At 69.1% G+C, this 18,839-nt stretch carries 18 protein-coding genes; 7 read left to right on the top strand and 11 right to left on the bottom strand.

Annotated elements, in window-relative coordinates:
- Window positions 1-35 precede the first annotated feature (35 nt).
- Window positions 36-1,685, top strand: a complete 1,650-nt coding sequence (locus ACWPOC_RS04580; RefSeq protein WP_455408082.1) for a (2,3-dihydroxybenzoyl)adenylate synthase — start codon at window positions 36-38, stop codon at window positions 1,683-1,685.
- On the opposite strand, the gene ACWPOC_RS04575 is transcribed toward ACWPOC_RS04580, so the two are convergent.
- Window positions 1,636-3,534 carry an ABC transporter ATP-binding protein gene (locus tag ACWPOC_RS04575; RefSeq protein WP_120281429.1) on the bottom strand — a complete coding sequence of 633 codons (1,899 nt, stop codon included), beginning with the start codon at window positions 3,532-3,534 and terminating at the stop codon, window positions 1,636-1,638. The genes ACWPOC_RS04580 and ACWPOC_RS04575 overlap by 50 nt on opposite strands.
- Window positions 3,535-3,623: 89 nt before the next feature.
- Between ACWPOC_RS04575 and ACWPOC_RS04570 the strand changes: the two genes are divergently transcribed.
- Window positions 3,624-4,052 carry a MarR family winged helix-turn-helix transcriptional regulator gene (locus ACWPOC_RS04570; protein ID WP_455408081.1) on the top strand — a complete coding sequence of 143 codons (429 nt, stop codon included), beginning with the start codon at window positions 3,624-3,626 and terminating at the stop codon, window positions 4,050-4,052.
- 96 nt (window positions 4,053-4,148) lie between these two features.
- The gene (locus ACWPOC_RS04565) at window positions 4,149-4,865 is read left to right on the top strand and encodes a 2OG-Fe(II) oxygenase (RefSeq protein ID WP_455408080.1); all 717 of its coding nucleotides are present in this window, start codon (window positions 4,149-4,151) and stop codon (window positions 4,863-4,865) included.
- A 36-nt stretch (window positions 4,866-4,901) separates the two neighbouring features.
- On the opposite strand, the gene ACWPOC_RS04560 is transcribed toward ACWPOC_RS04565, so the two are convergent.
- Window positions 4,902-5,873, bottom strand: a complete 972-nt coding sequence (locus ACWPOC_RS04560; protein ID WP_455408079.1) for a phosphotriesterase family protein — start codon at window positions 5,871-5,873, stop codon at window positions 4,902-4,904.
- 43 nt (window positions 5,874-5,916) lie between these two features.
- The gene (locus ACWPOC_RS04555) at window positions 5,917-6,747 is read right to left on the bottom strand and encodes an SDR family oxidoreductase (RefSeq protein ID WP_159416718.1); all 831 of its coding nucleotides are present in this window, start codon (window positions 6,745-6,747) and stop codon (window positions 5,917-5,919) included.
- A gap of 119 nt (window positions 6,748-6,866) precedes the next feature.
- Here ACWPOC_RS04555 and ACWPOC_RS04550 point away from each other — a divergent pair, with 119 nt between their 5' ends.
- The 3 genes from ACWPOC_RS04550 (at window position 6,867) to ACWPOC_RS04540 (ending at window position 8,963) form a co-directional block, all read left to right on the top strand.
- On the top strand, window positions 6,867-7,529 hold the full coding sequence (locus ACWPOC_RS04550) for an alpha-ketoglutarate-dependent dioxygenase AlkB family protein (protein ID WP_455408078.1): 663 nt from the start codon (window positions 6,867-6,869) through the stop codon (window positions 7,527-7,529).
- A 149-nt stretch (window positions 7,530-7,678) separates the two neighbouring features.
- Window positions 7,679-8,425 (top strand): cutinase family protein, encoded by a 747-nt coding sequence (locus ACWPOC_RS04545; protein WP_455408077.1) that lies wholly within the window; start codon window positions 7,679-7,681, stop codon window positions 8,423-8,425.
- A gap of 58 nt (window positions 8,426-8,483) precedes the next feature.
- Window positions 8,484-8,963, top strand: a complete 480-nt coding sequence (locus ACWPOC_RS04540) for a MarR family winged helix-turn-helix transcriptional regulator (RefSeq protein WP_268655141.1) — start codon at window positions 8,484-8,486, stop codon at window positions 8,961-8,963.
- A 145-nt stretch (window positions 8,964-9,108) separates the two neighbouring features.
- Here the strand turns inward: ACWPOC_RS04540 and ACWPOC_RS04535 are convergent, their stop codons facing one another.
- The 7 genes from ACWPOC_RS04535 to ACWPOC_RS04505 all read right to left on the bottom strand — a co-directional run bounded on the left by ACWPOC_RS04535 (window position 9,109) and on the right by ACWPOC_RS04505 (window position 15,856).
- Window positions 9,109-9,927: a family 1 encapsulin nanocompartment shell protein gene (locus tag ACWPOC_RS04535; protein ID WP_159416721.1), complete on the bottom strand. Its 819-nt coding sequence runs from the start codon at window positions 9,925-9,927 to the stop codon at window positions 9,109-9,111.
- Entirely contained in the window at window positions 9,924-10,988 is a 1,065-nt protein-coding gene (locus ACWPOC_RS04530) for a Dyp-type peroxidase (protein WP_419150175.1), read from the bottom strand. Before ACWPOC_RS04530 ends, ACWPOC_RS04535 begins: the two co-directional genes overlap by 4 nt.
- 39 nt (window positions 10,989-11,027) lie before the next feature.
- The gene (locus ACWPOC_RS04525) at window positions 11,028-12,629 is read right to left on the bottom strand and encodes an L-lactate permease (RefSeq protein ID WP_455408076.1); all 1,602 of its coding nucleotides are present in this window, start codon (window positions 12,627-12,629) and stop codon (window positions 11,028-11,030) included.
- A 4-nt stretch (window positions 12,630-12,633) separates the two neighbouring features.
- The gene (locus ACWPOC_RS04520; RefSeq protein ID WP_159416724.1) at window positions 12,634-13,062 is read right to left on the bottom strand and encodes an HIT family protein; all 429 of its coding nucleotides are present in this window, start codon (window positions 13,060-13,062) and stop codon (window positions 12,634-12,636) included.
- Window positions 13,059-13,661 (bottom strand): TetR/AcrR family transcriptional regulator, encoded by a 603-nt coding sequence (locus ACWPOC_RS04515; RefSeq protein ID WP_120281417.1) that lies wholly within the window; start codon window positions 13,659-13,661, stop codon window positions 13,059-13,061. The genes ACWPOC_RS04520 and ACWPOC_RS04515 overlap by 4 nt, the downstream gene beginning before the upstream one ends.
- Before the next feature lie 114 nt (window positions 13,662-13,775).
- Window positions 13,776-15,197, bottom strand: coding sequence for an adenylosuccinate lyase (gene purB, locus ACWPOC_RS04510; RefSeq protein ID WP_120281416.1), 1,422 nt, complete (start codon window positions 15,195-15,197; stop codon window positions 13,776-13,778).
- A gap of 44 nt (window positions 15,198-15,241) precedes the next feature.
- Window positions 15,242-15,856 carry a TetR/AcrR family transcriptional regulator gene (locus tag ACWPOC_RS04505; protein ID WP_120281415.1) on the bottom strand — a complete coding sequence of 205 codons (615 nt, stop codon included), beginning with the start codon at window positions 15,854-15,856 and terminating at the stop codon, window positions 15,242-15,244.
- Window positions 15,857-16,001: 145 nt separating this feature from the next.
- On the opposite strand from ACWPOC_RS04505, the gene ACWPOC_RS04500 reads away from it, so the two are divergent.
- Window positions 16,002-17,645 (top strand): GMC oxidoreductase, encoded by a 1,644-nt coding sequence (locus ACWPOC_RS04500; RefSeq protein WP_229582335.1) that lies wholly within the window; start codon window positions 16,002-16,004, stop codon window positions 17,643-17,645.
- Here ACWPOC_RS04500 and ACWPOC_RS04495 read toward each other — a convergent pair whose 3' ends face one another.
- A complete protein-coding gene (locus ACWPOC_RS04495) occupies window positions 17,646-18,821 on the bottom strand; it encodes a pyridoxal phosphate-dependent aminotransferase (protein WP_159416727.1) in 1,176 nt (391 codons plus the stop codon).
- Window positions 18,822-18,839 lie beyond the last annotated feature (18 nt).

The following is an 18,839-nucleotide window of genomic DNA, read 5'->3' as shown; positions in this document are numbered from 1 at the left end:
CCGACATCGATCCGCATCCCGAAAGGAACCGCTCCGTGACAACCGGTTTCGAGCGCACGCCGCTCGCCGACACCGCCCGCTACCCCGAGGAGTTCGCCGAGCGGTATCGCGCAGCCGGTTACTGGACGAACGAGACCTTCGGCGAGTTCCTCCCGGCCCGCGCTGCCCGGTTCGCCGATCGCACCGCCGTCGTCGGACACGACGCGACGGGCACCTGGCGGCGCATCACCTACCGCGAACTCGACGATGCCTCGGCCCGCATCGCCGCCGGTCTCGCCGACCTCGGGGTCCGGAAGGGCGACCGTGTCGTCCTGCAGTTGCCGAACATCGTCGAGTACACCGAAGTGCTCTTCGCGGTCTTCCGCCTCGGCGCGCTCCCCGTCTTCTCCCTCCCCGCGCACCGCGCGTCGGAGATCGGCTACTTCTGCCGGTTCAGCGACGCCGCAGCGTACGTGATCGCCGACGAACACGGCGGGTTCGACTACCGCGCGCTCGCCCGGCAGGTCACCTCGGAGATGGAGAATCCTCCGACGGTCGTGGTCGCCGGTGAGGCCGAGGAATTCACTGCGCTCGGCTCGTTGCGCGACCGCGAACCCGCGCCGATCACGGAGAACGACGCCGAAAGCGTTGCCTTCCTGCAGCTGTCGGGCGGCACGACCGGAACGTCGAAGCTCATCCCCCGCACCCACGCCGACTACCTGTACTCCGTGCGCGAGTCCGCGGTGATCTGCGGGGTGGACGAGAACACCCGCATGCTGGTCGCGCTGCCGGCGGCGCACAACTTCCCGATGAGCTCGCCGGGCATCCTCGGTGTGCTGCACGCCGGCGGCACCGTCGTCCTCGCTCCGGATCCGAGCCCCGACACCGCGTTCGCCCTCATCGAGAGCGAGGGCGTGACGATGGCGTCGCTCGTCCCGCCCCTCGCGCAGGCGTGGCTGTCGGCGCGGGCCCGCACCGAACGCGACCTGTCGTCGCTCGAAGTACTGCAGGTCGGCGGTGCGAAGTTCCCGGCCGAGGCCGCCAAACGCGTTCGCCCCGAACTCGGCTGCACGCTGCAGCAGGTCTTCGGTATGGCGGAGGGTCTCGTCAACTACACCCGGCTCGACGACGACGAGGACACCATCGTCACCACCCAGGGCCGACCGATCAGTCCCGACGACGAGATCCGTGTCGTCGACGACGCGGGCGAGCCCGTCGCCGTGGGCACCACCGGTCACCTGCTCACCCGCGGCCCGTACACCATCCGGGGCTACTACAACGCGCCGGAACACAATTCGACGGCGTTCACGCCGGACGGCTTCTACCGCACCGGCGACATCGTCCGGCTCACCGAGCACGGCTACATCGTCGTCGAGGGACGTACGAAGGACCAGATCAACCGCGGTGGCGAGAAGATCGCGGCCGAGGAGGTCGAGAACCATCTGATCGCGCACCCGGCCGTGCTCGACGCGGCGGTGGTGTCGATGCCCGACAAGTATCTCGGCGAACGCACCTGCGCCTTCGTCGTCACCGAGGGTGAAGCGCCGAAAACCCTCGCGCTCAAGAAGTTCCTGAGGGAGCGAGGGCTGGCCGAGTACAAGATCCCCGACAAGGTGCGGTTCGTCGACGCCTTCCCGGTCACGGGAGTGGGCAAGATCAGCCGGAACGAACTGCGGCGCGCTCTCGCGGCCACTCTGAAGGACTGATCTCGCTCCGCGACGACGGGATGGCCTCGCCTCGCTCGGCACGAGCGGCGAGGGTTGCGTAGCGGCCACCGCGGGCGACGAGGTCGTCGTGCGTTCCGCGTTCGACGATACGGCCCCGATCGAGGACCACGATCTCGTCGGCGTTCCGCACGGTCGAGAGCCGGTGCGCGATGGTGATGGTCGTGCGTCCGCTGCGCGCGGCGTCGAGGGCCTGCTGCACGGCGTGCTCGGTGTCGTTGTCGAGGGCGCTGGTCGCCTCGTCGAGCACGAGGACACGCGGGTCGCGCAGGAGCGTGCGTGCGATCGCCAGTCGCTGTTTCTCGCCACCCGAGAAGCGGTGTCCGCGGGCGCCGACGACGGTGTCGTAGCCGTCCGGCAGCGAAACGATCAGGTCGTGGATGTGCGCGGCGCGGGCCGCGGCCTCGATCTCGTCGTCGGCCGCGTCCGGCTTCGCGTAGCGCAGGTTCTCCCGGACGGTCGCGTGGAGGAGGTAGGTCTCCTGCGAGACCACGCCGACCAGTCCGGCGAGATCGGCGAGCCGCATGTCGCGCAGGTCGACGCCGTCGATGCTCACGCGTCCCTCGACCGGGTCGTACAGTCGTGCGACGAGCGAGCCGAGCGTGGTCTTGCCCGAGCCGGTCTCGCCGACGAGCGCGACCTGCGCTCCTGCCGGGACGTCGAGGTCGATCCCGTCGAGCGCGTTGCGGTGCGCTCCTTCGTAGCGGAAGCTCACGTTCTCGAACCGCACCCGGCCGGCGACGGTCGCCGGGTCGACGGGCACCGGATCGCGCGGGTCGTCGATGTCGACGGGAAGGTCGAGGTATTCGAAGATGCGGCTGAACAGGGCCAGCGAACTGGTGACGGAGACACCGACGTCGAGCAGGCTCATCAGCGGCCGGAACAGCGCGCCCTGCAGGCCCGTGAAGGCCACCAGGGTGCCGATCGTCATGCCGTCCGAGGTGGCCGGCAGACCGGCGACGAGATAGAGGACCGCGGGGATCGCCGCGAAGACGATGTTCATCGTGGCCATGCGCCAGCGGCCGGACAACTGCGCGTGCACCTCGAGATCGGCGAGTTCCTCCGACGTGCGGGCGAACTTGTCGGACAGTGCCGGGCCGGTTCCGAGCGTCTTGACGAGCAGCACGCCGCTGACCGACAGTCCTTCGTCGATCTGCGACTGCATGTCGGCGAGGCGGCGCTGCTGACGGGCGGTGACGGCGCGGCGCATGAGCGCGACCCGGCGCGTGAGCCAGATGGCCGGCGGGAGCACGATCAGGGAGAGCAGGGCCAGTCGCCAGCTGAGGACCGCCATGGCGATCGCCGTGCCGACGACGGTGGTGACGTTGGACGCCAGCGAGGTCGCGGTGTTGGTGACCACGGACTGCATGCCGCCGATGTCGTTGGTCAGCCGCGACTGGATCTCACCGCCACGGGTGCGGGTGAAGAAGTTCAGCGACTGTCGCTGCAGGTGGGAGAAGACCCGGGTGCGCAGACCGTGCATGACGTTCTGGCCGACGGTCGTGGAGATCCAGGTCTGGACGACGGACAGGAGCGAGCTCGCGACGGTGACGGCCAGCATCCCGCCGACCGCCCACAGCAGCAGGCTCACGTTCTGGTGCGGGATGGCGTCGTCGATGACGGCGCGGACGAGGAAGGGCGTCGCGAGGGAGATCACCGACGAGGCGATGATGAGCGCGACGACGAGGGTGATCTTCCACCGGTGGGGCGCGAAGAGGGCGCCGATACGGCGCAGGCTCACCGGGGCTTCGCGGAGCTGTTCGAGATCCTTCTTGTCGATCCTGCCGCGGCTGCCCGGCTTGCCGCCGAGTGTGGGTGGGGGCTGCATCATGTGCGCCACCTCGATTCGTGGTTCGTGTTCCGTAATTATTGAGGTTGCCTCATTGAGTGGCAACCGTCAAGTGAGGTAGTGTGACCACTATGTCGGATTCACCCGTCGCACTGCGCGATCTGCTCCTCACCACCACGCGTACGCTGCGCCGACGCTGGCACGACCTCCTCCAGCCGTGGGGATTGTCACCCCACGAGTACCGGGCGCTCGACGTCATCGGACGCGCCGACGACCCGATCCGCCTCGGCATCGTGGCCAAGGAACTGCGCATCGTCCCCCGCTCGGCCACCGAGGTCGTCGATCGCCTCGAGACGCGGGGCCTGACCGAGCGACTCCCCGATCCCGCCGACCGGCGCGCGGTCTGCGTACGGCTGACCGACGAGGGCCGCAGGATCCGGGCCGAGCTGGCCTCGGCCCGCGATGCCGACGCCGTCGAGATGTTCGACCGGCTCGACACCGACGAACGCGCACGACTGTCCGATCTGCTGCACAAACTCGTCGACGACCGGCCGCGCTGATCCTTTCCGGTTCCGGGTACTCACATTCCCGACGGCGGCGACGTCTTCCCTACGAGGGCCTGTGCCCATGTTGCCCGCCCGATCGAGGAGAGCCCTGTGAAGACCATCGACAGCCTGCAGTCACGCGTCGACGCACTGAACCTGCCCGAGTCGACGAGCGAGCTCGACGAGAACGGCTGTGTCCTCACCGGGCCGCTGCTGAGCGACGACGAATGCGCCGAGCTCGCGGCCCTGTGGAACGACGCCCGCTTTCGCACCACGGTCGACATGAGCCGCTACCGGTACGGACACGGCACCTACAAGTACTTCGGCTCACCCGTCCCCGACGCCGTCGCACACCTGCGCTCGGCGTTCTACCGGCAGCTGCTCGCCGTCGCGCGCTCGTGGGCCGAACGCCTCGGCGATCCGGCACCCTGGCCCGACGACTTCGACGACTGGCTCGACATGTGCCACGCGGCCGGCCAGACCGACCCCACCCCGCTGATGCTGCGCTACACCACCGGCGACTGGAACGCCCTGCACCGCGACCTCTACGGCGACCTCGTGTTCCCACTGCAGGTCGTGATCGGGCTCGACCGGGTGGGCATCGACTACACCGGCGGCGAGTTCCTGCTGGTCGAACAACGACCCCGCGCGCAGTCGCGAGGCACCGTCACCGTGCTCGAGCAAGGCCACGCCCTGATCTTCACCACCCGCGACCGACCGATCCGCTCGGCGCGTGGATGGTCACGGGCGCCGGTCCGGCACGGCGTGAGCACCGTCCGTTCGGGCCTGCGTCGCACCCTCGGCCTGGTGCTGCACGATGCCGCCTGAGTGTCCCGGGCGCTGCCCGAGGCGGCCTGCGTCGTTTCAGCGTTCGAAGATCCGCCGCGGATTGTCCACGAGCATCGTGGTGATCTGCTCGTCGGTCACGCCCCGTTCGCGCAGGGCCGGCAGTACCTCGTCGCTGATGTGGTTGTAGTTCCAGTTGGGCACGGCGGCCTGCTTCACGTCGTGCGGGAACCAGTCGATGAAGCACGACGCATCGTGCGAGAGCACCATGCGCTCGGTGTAACCGGCCTCCACGAGCGCGACCACCGTGTCGACGCGCTGCTCGAACGGCAACAGCAGGTCGAGGCCGAAGCGGTCCATCCCGAGAATCGAACCGGCGTCCGCGATGCGACGCAGGTAGTCCAGATCGGTCGAATCACCGCTGTGCCCGATCACCACCTTGGTGAGGTCGGCACCTTCCTCCGCGAGCACGCGTTGCGCCACCTCCCCCGACCCGGTGTGCGGGTTGGTGTGCACCGTGATCGGCACGCCGGTCTCGACGTGCGCCTGCCCTACCGCTCGCATCACGCGCTCGACCCCCGGCGTGAGTCCCGGAAGCTCGATGGCGCACTTGAGCATTCCGGCACGCACCCCCGTGCCGGCGATGCCCTCGCGGATGTCCTTCACGAACAGTTCGGTGAGCGGCTCCGGTCCGTCCACCAGAAGCCCCGGTCCGACGTTGTGGAACTGGAACGGCAGGTCGTTGTAGGTGTACAGACCGGTCGCGACGACGATGGAGATGTCCACCCGTTCGGCGACGCGCTGGATGCGCGGGATGTACCGGCCGAGACCGACCACCGTGGGATCGACGATCGTGTCGATGCCGCGCTCCGACAACGCGCTCAACTTCGCGACCGCGTCGTCGACGCGTTCGTCCTCGTCCCATGGGCTCGGGTAGTCGGGAAAGTTGATGCGGATCTCCTCGCCGAGTACGAAGACGTGCTCGTGCATGAGGACTCTGCCCAGACGACCCGTGTCGAGAGGGCCGCGAACGGTGTCGACGGATGTCATGACCGGTGACGTTAGGACACCACCGGCGGCAGGGGCACCGATTTCACGAATCGGTGGGAGTCGACTCCTCGAGGGCCTGACGATAGCGACGCATGCCGCGCAACCACCGGTCGTAGTCGGCGCCCTTGTTCCGGTACATCTCGAGGACCTCCGGGTGCGGAAGGATCAGGAAATGCTCCTCCTCCATCGCGGCGAACACCGTCTCCGCGACGTCCGCGGGTTCGAGCACCGCACCGGCGGTCGTGACGGCCCGGGTGGCGAGTTCACCGAGCGCGTGCCCGGATGCGTCCCCCGAGTACAGCAGAGGTGTGTTGACGCCCATCGGGCACAGACAGCTCACCCTCACACCTTTGTCGCCGTAGGTCACCGACAGCCACTCGGCGAAACCGACGGCCGCGTGCTTGGTGACCGAGTAGGTGGCCGAGCCGATCTGTGTGAGCAGGCCGGCCGCCGATGCCGTGCTGACGAAATAGCCCTCGCCGCGTTCGACCCATCGGGGTACCAGCAGTCGCGCCGCACGGATGTGTGCGCGCAGGTTGACGTCGAAGGACTGCTCCCAGACCGAGTCCTCGATCTCCAGTCCGGGCACACCGGTGACACCCGCATTGGCGAAGTACAGGTCCACGGGACCGAACTCCGCTTCGGCGCGCTCGACGAGCCCGCGGATGTGTTCGTCGTCGGAGACGTCCGCCGCCACCGCGACGGCGCTGCCCGGGGTCTTCTCCCGGAGCGCCGTGACGACGCGCTGCGCCGCGTGTTCGTCGAGGTCGGCGACCACCACTCGTGCACCTCGCTCGACGAGGCCGGCAGCGATGGCGCCGCCGATTCCGCCGCCCCCGCCGGTCACGACGGCCACTCTGCCTTCGACCTTCATCGCTGATACCTCCCCGTCGAATCGCAGTGCCGTCCCGTGCGGCACAGTTGGTACGGAACCTGTCTACACGTATCACCGGCTGTAGGTACCGCCCACACGCACGGAGGTCGAGCACCCGGATGGACGAATTGTTCTCCGTCTCCCGTCCGCGACGCGAGATCGCGCCGGGCGCCGTGCACGTGCCCGACTGGCTCGGCCCGGACGAACAGCGCGAGCTCGTCGAGCTGTGTCGTGAATGGGCGCGCCCACCGGCGCCGATGCGGCACACCCTGCTGCCGGGTGGCGGACGGATGTCGGTGAGCACGGTGTGCCTCGGATGGCACTGGTCGCCGTACCGCTACACCCGCACCGCGATCGACGTCGACGACGCTCCCGTTCCACCGCTACCCGACCGGCTCGTCGAACTCGGGCGACGTGCCGTCGCCGATGCCTACGACGATCCGGGGGTCGGGAACGAGTACGAGCCCGACACCGCCCTGATCAACTTCTACGACCGCGACGCGCGGATGGGCATGCACCAGGACAAGGACGAGCGGGTGAGCGCGCCGATCGTGTCGCTCAGCCTCGGGGATGCCTGCCTGTTCCGGTTCGGCAACACCGAGTCGCGCGGCCGGCCCTACACCGACGTGCGTCTCGAATCCGGCGACCTGTTCGTCTTCGGTGGGCCGTCGCGATTCGCGTATCACGGGGTGCCGGTCGTGTATCCGGACACCGGCAGCGCCCGCTGCGGACTCACCGCGGGGCGCCTCAACATCACCCTGCGGAGCACCGGACTCTCCTGACCGATCGCCCTCGAAATTCCGAACGTTCGGTCTGTGACTTTGTAACCAACTACACTCGAAGTAGCGGTTCTCCGACGAGAAATACGTCAAATCGGACGATATTCTCGTGCGGTAGTCATCGGTGTCGGGATCGATCACAGGAGACTGCCATGTCCTTCGCTTGCCGTCGTGCCCTGGCGATCATCGCAGGCCTCGCCCTCGGCCTGACCGGACCTGTCGCCGCCGCTGCCACTACCGGCACCGCGTCCACCGCCGGCGCGGAGACCTTCCGCCCGTGCCCGGAGCGGTTCGTCATCGCGGTCGACGGAACCCGCAACCTCGACACCCCGGATTCGATCGATCCCGACTCGCCCCTCGCGAAGATCTCGGCGCGATACGCGGCGCCCGGCACGGTGGTCGAGCACATCCGCTATCCCGCCGTCGTGGTTCCGGTGCCCGAGTCCGGGTCGAGCGAGGGGTCGGGGCGTCTCGCCTACGACGAGTCCAAGAGGATCGGGCATCAGCGCCTGCGCGAGACGGTCACCGTCCGGCACGGCTCGTGCCCCGACAGCGAGCTCGTCGTCCTCGGTTACTCACAGGGCGCGTCGATCGCCGGCGACGTCCTCGCCGAGATCGCGGCCGACGGTTCGGTGCCGCCGGAGCGGATCAGCGGTGTGCTGTACTCCGACCCGCGCGACACCCGGGGAGTCGAAGCGCTCTTCCCGGGCGAGGTCGTACCGGGCATCACGCTCGGCGGTGGTCGCGACGATTTCGGCACGATCGCCGTCGAACGGATCTGCATCGAGGGCGACGCGGTCTGCGACGGCGTGACGCCGGAGGAGAGCGAAGGGTGGTTGGGCGAGAACGTCACCGGCTATCTGAGGTTGCATACGACCTATCCCGATTACGACCCGTGAGGGTCGTCGCACCAGGGAGAATCCGGGCCGGGGCATGCCGGTTCGGTATCGTCGGTTCATGAGCGTCGAGTCCCCGGCCACCCACCTCCCCACGTCCGGCGATGATCCTCTCGCGCTGGAGCGGCAGGTGTGTTTCGCGCTCGCCGTGGCGAACCGCGCTGTGCTCGCGGTCTATCGGCCGATCCTCGACAGGCTGGGTCTGACCCACCCGCAGTACCTGGTGATGCTCGCCCTGTGGGAACGCTCGCCGCTGACGAGCAAGGAGGTGGGGCAGTTGCTCCAGCTCGACTCCCCCACCCTGTCTCCGCTGCTCAAGCGACTCGAAGCGCTGGGCCTGATCACCCGAGCACGCAGCGCGGCCGACGAACGGCAACTCGTCCTCGAACTCACCGACGCCGGACGGGCGCTGCGTGCCGAGGCCGAGTCGGTGCCGGGACAGGTCGTCGATGCCCTCGATGTCGGGCTCGACGAACTCCAGGACCTACACGCCGCGCTCGTCCGCGTCAACGCGGCGGCGTTGAAGGCCGGAGCACTCTGACAGATCGGTAGCTGCCGCAACCCCGACGGCGGCGGAAGGCCACCCAGCACAGCAGGACGATCGTGGGGAAACCCGCGCCGGCGCCGTCGTGATCCGGCCGGACGGTGATCCGGGGCGCCGCACACGCGGACGCCCCGGGACCGGCTCAGCGCGGGAGTTCGAGCGTCGTCGGCACCAGCGGAACCGAGGCCTCGCCGGTGTAGACGAGGAAGGTGAACGACTCCTGGAAGTACAGGTTCACCGTCTCGGCGTCGTGCGAGAGGTAGCCGATCGACAGATCCTGACCGACCTGCAGGTCGTAGTCGCCACCGCGCGTGGTCAGCACGAACGCGCCGTCGATCGCCGGGGCCCAGATGAGATCGCCGTCGATGAGGCGGCGCAGCTGTTCGCGGATCGGATAGCCGTGGTCGGACGTCTCGCTGACCTTGGTGTACTCGTCGGCGCCGAGCAGGATCGAGTACGGGCCACCCACACCCGCCAGTCGCAGCTGCGACAACGCCTGGCTGATGATCTCCGGGAAGTCGCGGGGATCCTCGGGTAGCTGCAGGGACGGGTTCGACGACGACGCCCGGATGCCCTCGATACCCGCGGCCGCGTAGCCCTCGAAGATCGCGCGGTCCTCGGCGAAGGCGATCTGGCGGGCCGCTTCCTTGACGGGGTCGAGGTCGATGTCGCGGGAACCGCGCTCGACGCTGTCGATCTCCTCGCGCGACAGGGTGAACGGCACCCGCAGTTCGACGACCGGCGCGACGCGATGCTGGCGTGCCCGCACCCCGGCGGCCGGGGGCTCGATCTCACGGGTGCGGCCGAGACCCACCGCCGCGAAGTCGGTGCCGTGCGGTCCGGAGAAGTCGACCACGGTGCGCCCCGCGACGTGTCGCTTGAAGGTGCGCGCGGCCTCCTCCTCGATCTCGGTCCATGCTGCCTCGGAAATCGGGGCGAGGTCGCGATACAGATTGTTCACAGGGTCGAACTCCTTCGCAGAGCGCCAATTCCGAGTGATCCGTCGGCCGGCCGGCCGGCGGTCGAGGCACTCGAATCTTCATGTGAGGGAATTTCCGCCGGTGACGGCGGAAGATCTTCGAGGAACTCCAGCGAGGGGCAGAAGAACAGCGAGCCCGTCACCGCGGTGGAGAAGTCCAGGATGCGGTCGGTGTTGCCGGGCGGGCTGCCCAGGAACATGTTGCGCAGCATCTGCTCGGTCACCTCCGGAGTGGCCGAGTAACCGATGAAGTAGGTGCCGAACTCGTCGGCGCCGAAGCTGCCGAACGGCATGTTCGCGCGCACGATCTGCTGCTCGACCCCGTTCTCGTCGACGATCACGTTCAGCGCGACGTGCGAATTCGCGGGTTTGGTCTCGTCGTCGAGCTCGATGTCGTCGAGCTTGGTCCGGCCGATCGCCCGCTCCTGCTCCTCGACGGTCAACGAGTTCCACGACGCGAGGTCGTGCAGGTACTTCTGGACGACGACGTAGCTACCGCCGGCGAAGTCCGGATCCTCGTCGGAGACCAGGGCCGCCTCGACGGCCTCGTCGTCCTCGGGGTTCTCCGTGCCGTCGACGAAGCCGAGTAGGTCGCGGCGTTCGAAATAACGGAAGCCGTGGGTCTCGTCGACGACCCGCGCCGCTCCGCGCAGCCGATCGTTGATCTTCGCGGCGAGTTCGAAGCACAGGTCCATCGTCGACGCGCGGAGGTGGAACAGCAGGTCGCCGGGGGTCGAGGGTGCCTGGTGCCGACCGCCGTCGAGCGGGACGAACGGATGCAGTCCGGCGGGCCGGGGGCCGTCGAACAGCCGGTCCCACATGTCCGAGCCGATGCCGGTGACGACCGACAAGCCGCCCTCCGGGATGCGGAAACCGACCGAGCGGCGCAGGCCCGAGAGATCCTCGAGCAGATCTCGCACGGTGTCCTCTGCGCCCTCGTCGACGGTGACGACGAGGAAGATCGCCGCTTCGGTGAGCGGGGTCAGTATCGGTTGTGCACGAACCACTCGGACAACGCTAGTGCACCCCGGCGAAACAGGCATTCGCGGCACGCCGACGTTCGTCACTGCACAACTGCAGCGTCAAGGCACCATCCAGCCCAGTACGGAGGTGGACTGCAGCCACACGAGGACGGCGAGCACCGCGAGTCCGGCGATGCTCAGCGGCCAGATCCGGCGCATGAGCAGTCCGTCCTTGCCGGACAGTCCCTTCACCGACGACACCAGCGCCAGGTTCTGCAGTGCGATCGGGGTGCCGGTGGTGCCGCCGGCCATGTTCCCGGCGACCAGCACGGTCGGGTCGAGTCCCGACTGCTGGGCCGCAGCGACCTGCAGGCTGCCGAACATCGCGTTGGAGGCGGTGTTCGAACCGGTGACCACGACGCCGAGCCAGCCGAGCACCGGCGACAACAGCGCGAACGCCACGCCCGCACCGGCGAGGAAGCCGCCGATCGTGGCGGTCTGCCCGGACAGGTTCATCACGTACGCGAGCGCGAGGACCGCCGTCACCGTCGCGAACGACCATCGCAACTGCACGACCGCCGCGACGAAGCACCGCACCGCGTCGGCCACCGCGACCTTCAGCACCGGTATCGACAGCAGCGCGGCGACGAAGACGAGGCTGCCCGGGGCGGTGAGCAGATCGATGGTGAAGGTCTCCGCGGTGGGAACGTCCCCGTCGGCCGTGGTCACGTCCACACCCGGCCAGGGGAACGACAGGCTCGCGTTCGACAGCAGCGACGCCACCGGACCGAACCGGCTGACGAGGAAGACGACGACGATCAGCGCGTAGGGGGCGAACGCCTCGACGACGCGTCGACGCGAGTCGTGGATCCGGTCGGCCGCGGCCCGGCGAGCCTCCCGATGCGTGGGGTGCACCTTCACCGCGACCAGCAGCACGAGCAGACCGGCCACGGCGCCGGCGATGTTGCTCAGCCCCACGGTGAGGTAGCTCGCGCACACGAACTGGGCGGCGCCGAAGGCGAGTCCGACGATGAGCGCGACCGGCCACGTCTCGCGGACACCGCGCCACCCGCCGACCACCGCGACCAGCACGAGCGGGACGAACACCGCGAGCAGGCAGACCTGACGCGCGACGACCGGTCCGATCTCGTCGATCGGGATCTCCGACACGCGCGACATCGTCAGGATCGGTGTGCCCATGACGCCGAGCGGGGTGACGACCGAGTTGGCGAGCAGCGACGCCGCAGCAGCACGCACCGGCGGCAGACCGGCACCGATGAGCACGACGGTCGCGACGACGATGGGGGTGCCGAAACCGGCGACCGCCTCGAGCAGCGCGCCGAACAGGAAGGCGATGACGATGGTCAGGATCCGCGGATCCGGGGATATTCGACCGAAGGCGCGGGTGAGGACGTCGAAGTGCCCGGATTCGACGGTGAGCCGGTACACCCAGACGGCGTTGACCACCGTCCACATGATCGGGAAGAGACCGAAGACCGCACCTTCGACACCGGCGCTGAGCGCAGAGCCGACCGGCATGCCGTAGACGGCGGTGCCCACGATCAGGGCCACGACCACCGCGATTCCCGCGGCCGAATGCGACCGCAGCCGGAAGACGGCGAGCAGGACGAGCATGGTCAGCAGCGGGAGTACCGCCACCAGTGCGGACCACGCGAGCGACCCGCCGACCGGCGCGATCGGCTGAACGTATGCACCTGTCACTGCATCACGACCGGTGTGTCTCCACGGCGGTGCGGATGGTGGCGGCCGTGCCGTCGAGCACGGTCCGGTTCGGTGTCCGCCAGTCGGCGCGGATCCCGAAGCCGTCCCCGGCCCTGCGCGGAACGAGGTGCAGGTGTACGTGGAAGACCTCCTGGCCGGCGGCCACGCCGTCGGCGAGGAACAAGTTCACGCCTTCGATCGGGAGGTCGGACGCGCGCATCGCCGTGGCGATCCGTTGCCCGGCGGCGAACACCTTCGCTCCGTCGTCGGGATCGAGCTGTGCCAGTCCGGAGGCGTGCCGCTTCGGGATCACGAGCAGGTGACCCGGGGTGAACGGGCGGATGTCCATGAACGCGAGCACGTCGGGTTCGTCGAGTACGACGCTGGCCGGCGACTGCCCGGCCACGATGGCACAGAAGATGCAGTCCGTCACCGTGGCGTGGACTCCTCCGCACGTGCCGGTCCGCGCGCGGTTTCGAGCAGGCGCAGCAGTTCGCCCTGCACCGCAGGACGGTCGCGCACCGGATCGTCGCTGTGCGCGAGGCACAGCATCGCTTCCTCGACGGCCGCGACGAGCAGATGCGCGAGCACCGACGTCCGCGTGCGCGACGCCTCGTAGGTGTCGGGATCGAGGGTGACGAGCATGCGCTCGATGGCCTTCAGCGAGGAGTGCCGGTGGGTCTCGCGGACCTCGGCCCAACCGAGGACCGCGGGGGCTTCGATGAGCAGCAGCCGGCGGGTCGCGGGGTCGTAGACGGCGTCGAGCGAGGCGAGCACGGCCTGGGTGAAGCCCTCCCAGGGGTCCTCGACCGGTTCGGCCGGGACCAGGGAGCTCTCCGCTTCCTTCTGGATGCGTTCGATGACGCCGCGGAACAGATCCCGCTTGTCGGCGAAGTGGTGGTAGAGCGCACCGCGCGTCACCCCCGCGACCGAGACGATCTCCTCCGTGGCCGCCGCCGCGTATCCGTCGCGCAGGAACACCTCGCGCGCCGCATCGAGCAGCGCGGTGCGTGTTCGCGCTGCGTCACGCACCCGACCCGTATTTCCCGGTTTCACCGACACTTCGTTCTCCCCTGCTGATACCGCCACCCCCATCGGACACTCCCCCCGGCAGTCGGTTCCCGTGATTCCTGTCGAATCGGCTTCCTACAGAATCGGCGCCGGCGTGTACTTCGCTGCTTCCGGATACTGCGTTACGAGGTCCTGCACCGCCGCGACGACCGCTTCGACCTGCGCGACCGCTGCTCCGGCGAAGACCTCCCGGTCGGCCAGTGCCGCGTCGAGCGCGGCGCGGTCGAGCGGGAGTCGGTCGTCGGCGGCGAGACGGTCGAGCAGATCGGGTTCGCGACCCTCCTCGCGCATCGCGAGTGCGACGGAGACCGCGTGTTCCTTGATGACCTCGTGTGCGGTCTCGCGACCCACCCCGGCCCGGACCGCGGCCATGAGGACCTTGGTCGTCGCGAGGAACGGCAGGTACCGCACGAGTTCCTTCTCGATCACCGCCGGGTAGGCACCGAACTCCGCGAGGACCGTCAGGAAGGTCTCCATCTGGCCGTCGATCGCGAAGAAGGCGTCGGGCAGGGCCACACGCCGGACGACCGAGCAGAAGACGTCGCCCTCGTTCCACTGCGCGCCGGCGAGTTCGGCGGCCATCGACGCGTACCCGCGCAGGACGACCTGCAGGCCGTCGACGCGCTCGCACGAGCGGGTGTTCATCTTGTGCGGCATGGCGGACGACCCCACCTGGCCGGGCTGGAAGCCCTCGGTGACGAGTTCGTGGCCGGCCATGAGCCGGATGGTGTGGGCGAACGACGCGGGGCCGGCGCCGACCTGCACGAGCGCAGAGAGCACGTCGTGGTCGAGCGAACGCGGGTAGACCTGGCCGACGCTGGTGAAGACGTTCGCGAAGCCGAGATGCTGCGCGACCCTCTGCTCGAGCTGCGCGAGCTTGGCGGAATCACCGCCGAGCAGGTCGAGCATGTCCTGTGCGGTGCCCATGGGGCCCTTGATCCCGCGCAGGGGGTAGCGGGCGATCAGTTCCCGGACGCGCTGCAGCGCGATGAGCAGTTCGTCGGCGGCCGACGCGAAACGCTTGCCGAGGGTGGTGGCCTGCGCCGCGACGTTGTGCGAGCGACCGGCCATGACGAGCGAGGCGTACTCGGTGGCCCGCTCGGCGAGGCGCGCGGCCACGGCGACACCGTGGGAGTGGACGTGCTCGAGCGACCGCAGGATCTGCAGCTGCTCGACGTTCTCGGTGAGGTCGCGGCTGGTCATGCCCTTGTGGACGTGCTCGTGACCGGCGAGGGCGTTGAACTCCTCGATGCGAGCCTTGACGTCGTGACGGGTGACGCGTTCGCGCTGCGCGATGGACTCGAGGTCGACCTGCTCGACCACGCGTTCGTAGTCGGCGACCGCCTCGGCGGGAACGTCGATCCCGAGTTCGGCCTGCGCCCGCAGCACCGCGAGCCACAGCTGCCGCTCGAGCACGATCTTGTACTCGGGCGACCACAGGTCCCGGAGTTCGGGGCTGGCGTAGCGGGTGGCGAGGACGTTGGGGATGTGGCTCACACAAGTGAGTTTACGGTCCGGGTCTGCTCCCACATTCCCCGACCTCAATCCTCGATTGGGGGCGCGACGGTCTCGACGACGTCGAGCAGGATGCCGCGCGCGAGCGAGCGCGGGTCGGGATCGAGCTCGCCCAGTCCGCCGAGGACCGCGCCGTCCACGACCGCCACGAGCCGGCGCACCTCGCGGGGTCGCACCGATCGGCAGCAGCGTTCGAGCAGGTCGGTGAGCAGATGGTCGATCTGTTCGCGCATGCGGACCTGCACGTCGCGCAGTTCCGGATAGCGGGCCGTGGCGACGCACCGTTCGTACCGGGAGATCAGGCGTTCGCGGTCGATGCCGCCGTCGCAGTCCCGCGGTCCGATGAGCAGTTCGACGATGAGATCGGCCGTGCCCTCGAGGCTGCGCGGGAGCGGCTCGATGTCGCGGACGCGCTCGCGCATCGCGTCGAGTTCCCGCTCGCTGTTGTAGTCGACCGCGCATGCGACGAGGTCGTCGAGCGATTCGAAGTAGTAGGTGGTCGACGCGAGCGGCAGGCCCGCGCGGGTGGCGACGGCCCGGTGCCGGACGGCGTCGATCCCCCCTTCGAGGATGAGGTCGGCCGCTGCCTCGACCAGCGCCTGACGGCGCCGTTCGCCCTTCGGGGTCGCAGCAATCGACACCTTCTCATGGTGACAGTCCCGAGCGTCTCACCAGGGGAAAACGGGATTGGAGACCAACCGGTACCATTGCGCCCGCCCGCGCGTGTCGAGTCCTCGGCGGGCGCCGCCCCGCGAGTAGGTCATCGAACGATCGGAGCCGTACCGGATGAGACGTCGACGCTTTCTGCAGGCATCGCTTCTCGGGGCCGCCCTGGCGGGTGCCGGCGCCGCGGCCCCGGGCCTGTCCGGTCTCGGCCTCCCGCGTGCGGATGCGCTGCCCGTCGGGGTCGACGAGTACCGCCGTCTCGTGCCCGAACTGTTCGTTCCGCCGCCCGCCCCGCCGGCGCATTCCGAGGTCGTCGTGGTGGGCTCCGGTTTCGGTGCGAGCGTCGCCGCGCTGCGCCTGGCCGAGGCCGGCAACCGCGTCACGATGCTCGAGCGCGGCATGCGCTGGCCCCACGACCCGCACCGCGAGATCTTCACGACCGACCTGCTCGCCGATGGTCGCGGCTACCACCACCGCACCCATTTCACCGGGCCGACGGGCATTCCGGTGGTGTGCGACGACTTCGCCGGCGTCCTCGACGTGGTCGACTACCCGAACATGTCGGTGTGGCGCGGCGCCGCGGTGGGCGGCGGATCGATCGTGTTCACCGGGGTGATGATCGCTCCCGAACGGCACTTCTTCGAGCACGTCTTCGGCGGTCGTCTGTCCTACGACGAGATGACGTCCACCTGGTACCCGAAGGTGCGCTCGATGCTGCGCCTCGACCCGATGCCCGACGACATCTACAACGCCGCCGAGTTCACGCATTCGCGGCGGTGGGACGACGACGCGCGCGCCGCCGGTTACAGCCCGCACCGCATCGACGGCATCTGGGACTGGGACGTCGTGCGCGCCGAACTCGCCGGCTCGGTCCGCCGGTCGGCCGTCGCGGGCGAGAGCAATCTCGGCAATTCGAACGGCGCGAAGTTCGATCTCACGCAGAACTACATCCCGGCGGCAGAGGCCACCGGGCGCACCCTGGTGTGCCACGGTCACCGGGTGCTTGCGATCGGTCAGGACGGCGACGGCCGCTACCGGCTCGACGTGCAGGCCGTCGACCCGACGGGGGCGGTGCTGCGCACCACCACGATCACGTGCGACCGCCTCGTCCTCGGCGCCGGATCGATCGGCACCACCGAACTGCTCGTCAAGGCCCGGCACACCGGTTCGCTGCCGAACCTCGACGAGCGTGTCGGCCGGGGATGGGGCACCAACGGCGACGCGGTGCTCGTCCGCTCGTTCGCGCTCACCGAAGGTTTCGGCGGCGACCAGGGCGCGCCGTCGGCGTCGCGGATCGTCGACGAGTCCGGTCTGCCGCTGAGCCTCGAGAACTGGTTCGTCGCGGGCACCGCGAAGGACGTCGGGATGCTCGCCTCCCTCGGCATGACCCTCGACCCCACCCGCGCCGACTTCGCGTACGACCCGGGTGCCGATCGAGCGGTTGTGAACTGGCCGGCCGGTGGCGAACGCGAGAGCGTCGACGCCCTGCGGGCCGTGCACAACGCGATGGCACAGGCCGGTGGCACGATCCCGGGCGCATCGCCGATGGCCGAGGACGTCAACGCGACCTTCACTGCGCATCCGCTCGGCGGTGCGGTGCTCGGCGAGGCGACCGACGATTACGGCCGCGTGCACGGCCATCCCGGTCTCTACGTCGTCGACGGTGCGCTGATCCCGGGCAGCACCGGCACCGCGAACCCGTCGCTGACCATCGCGGCGCTGGCCGAACGGAACATCGCGCGGATCATCGCCGACGGGCGGTGATCACGAGACGGGCAGCCATCCCGCCAGCCGGTCGAGCGCCGCGGTGACGTCGGCGGTCGATCCCGCGAACGACAGTCGCACGGTGCCGTCGCCGCGCACGGTGTCGAAGTCGACGCCCGGTGCGAGCGCGAGACCGGTGTCGTGCAGCAGCCGGGCGCACCACGCGGTCGAGTTCTCCCCGTCGAGCAGATGCCCGATATCGGCGTACACGTAGAACGCGCCGTCGGCCGGTGCGAGTTTCGTGATGCCGAGGTCCGGTAGCCCTTCGAGCAGCAGTTCCCGGTTCACGGCGTAGCGGGAGACGTGCCCGTCGAGTTCGGTGCGGGCCTCGGTCCCGAACGCCTCGATCGCCGCGAACTGGGAGATCGACGGCGGGCACACCGTCATGTTCGACGCGAGTCGCTGCAGGGCCGGCCGCATCCTCTCGGGGGCGAGCATCCAGCCGAGCCGCCAGCCGGTCATCGAGAAGTACTTCGACACCGAGCCGATCACTACGGATTCGCGGGAGGTCGCCCAGGCCGTGGAGGTCGCGGGTGAGCCGGGCGTATCGAATTCGATGCCGTGATAGATCTCGTCGGAGACGAGCAGGCTGCCGTGCTCGTCGCACCAGCGTGCGAGCGCCGCGAGTTCGGACGGTTCGATCATCGTGCCGGTCGGGTTGGCGGGGCTGGCGACGACGATTCCCGCGGGCGGAGCGTCGAGTTCCTCGAGCATCGCGACGGTGGGCTGGTAGCGGGTCTGTGGGCCGCAGTCGAGTTCGACGACGCGACAGCCGAGCGCGGCGAGGGTGTTGCGGTAGGCCGGGTAGCCCGGGCGGGCGACGACCACGGTGTCGCCGACGTCGAAGGCCGCGAGGAACACCAGGGTGAAGGCGCCGGACGAGCCGGTGGTGACGACGACGTCGTCCGCGTCGACGTCGATGCCGTACTTGTGGCGGTGGTACGCCGCGATCTCCTCGCGTAGCGGCAGGATGCCGAAGGTCTCCGTGTAACCCAGCAGTTCGGCGTCGATCGCGAGGTTGGCGGCGCGGAGCACGGGAGCGGGTGCGGGGGTCGACGGTTGTCCGGCGGCGAGACTCAGGACGTCGCCGTGGGAGCGCTGCCGCTCGGCGGCCGCCTTCCACACATCCATGACATGGAACGTCTCGATACCGGAGCGTTGGGATTCGGGGCGCACGTCGACGACGGTAGTACG

The organism is Rhodococcus sp. 5G237 (assembly GCF_053764735.1).
Note: the sequence above shows the minus strand (reverse complement) of the source record. Positions and strands in the feature narration are given on the sequence as shown.

Coding starts and splice junctions, on each gene's coding strand:
- ACWPOC_RS04575 (WP_120281429.1), bottom strand. CDS start 3,534: ATGATGCAGCCCCCACCCACACTCGGCGGCAAGCCGGGCAGCCGCGGC.
- ACWPOC_RS04570 (WP_455408081.1), top strand. CDS start 3,624: ATGTCGGATTCACCCGTCGCACTGCGCGATCTGCTCCTCACCACCACG.
- ACWPOC_RS04560 (WP_455408079.1), bottom strand. CDS start 5,873: ATGACATCCGTCGACACCGTTCGCGGCCCTCTCGACACGGGTCGTCTG.
- ACWPOC_RS04555 (WP_159416718.1), bottom strand. CDS start 6,747: ATGAAGGTCGAAGGCAGAGTGGCCGTCGTGACCGGCGGGGGCGGCGGA.
- ACWPOC_RS04550 (WP_455408078.1), top strand. CDS start 6,867: ATGGACGAATTGTTCTCCGTCTCCCGTCCGCGACGCGAGATCGCGCCG.
- ACWPOC_RS04545 (WP_455408077.1), top strand. CDS start 7,679: ATGTCCTTCGCTTGCCGTCGTGCCCTGGCGATCATCGCAGGCCTCGCC.
- ACWPOC_RS04540 (WP_268655141.1), top strand. CDS start 8,484: ATGAGCGTCGAGTCCCCGGCCACCCACCTCCCCACGTCCGGCGATGAT.
- ACWPOC_RS04530 (WP_419150175.1), bottom strand. CDS start 10,988: ATGCCTGTTTCGCCGGGGTGCACTAGCGTTGTCCGAGTGGTTCGTGCA.
- ACWPOC_RS04500 (WP_229582335.1), top strand. CDS start 16,002: ATGAGACGTCGACGCTTTCTGCAGGCATCGCTTCTCGGGGCCGCCCTG.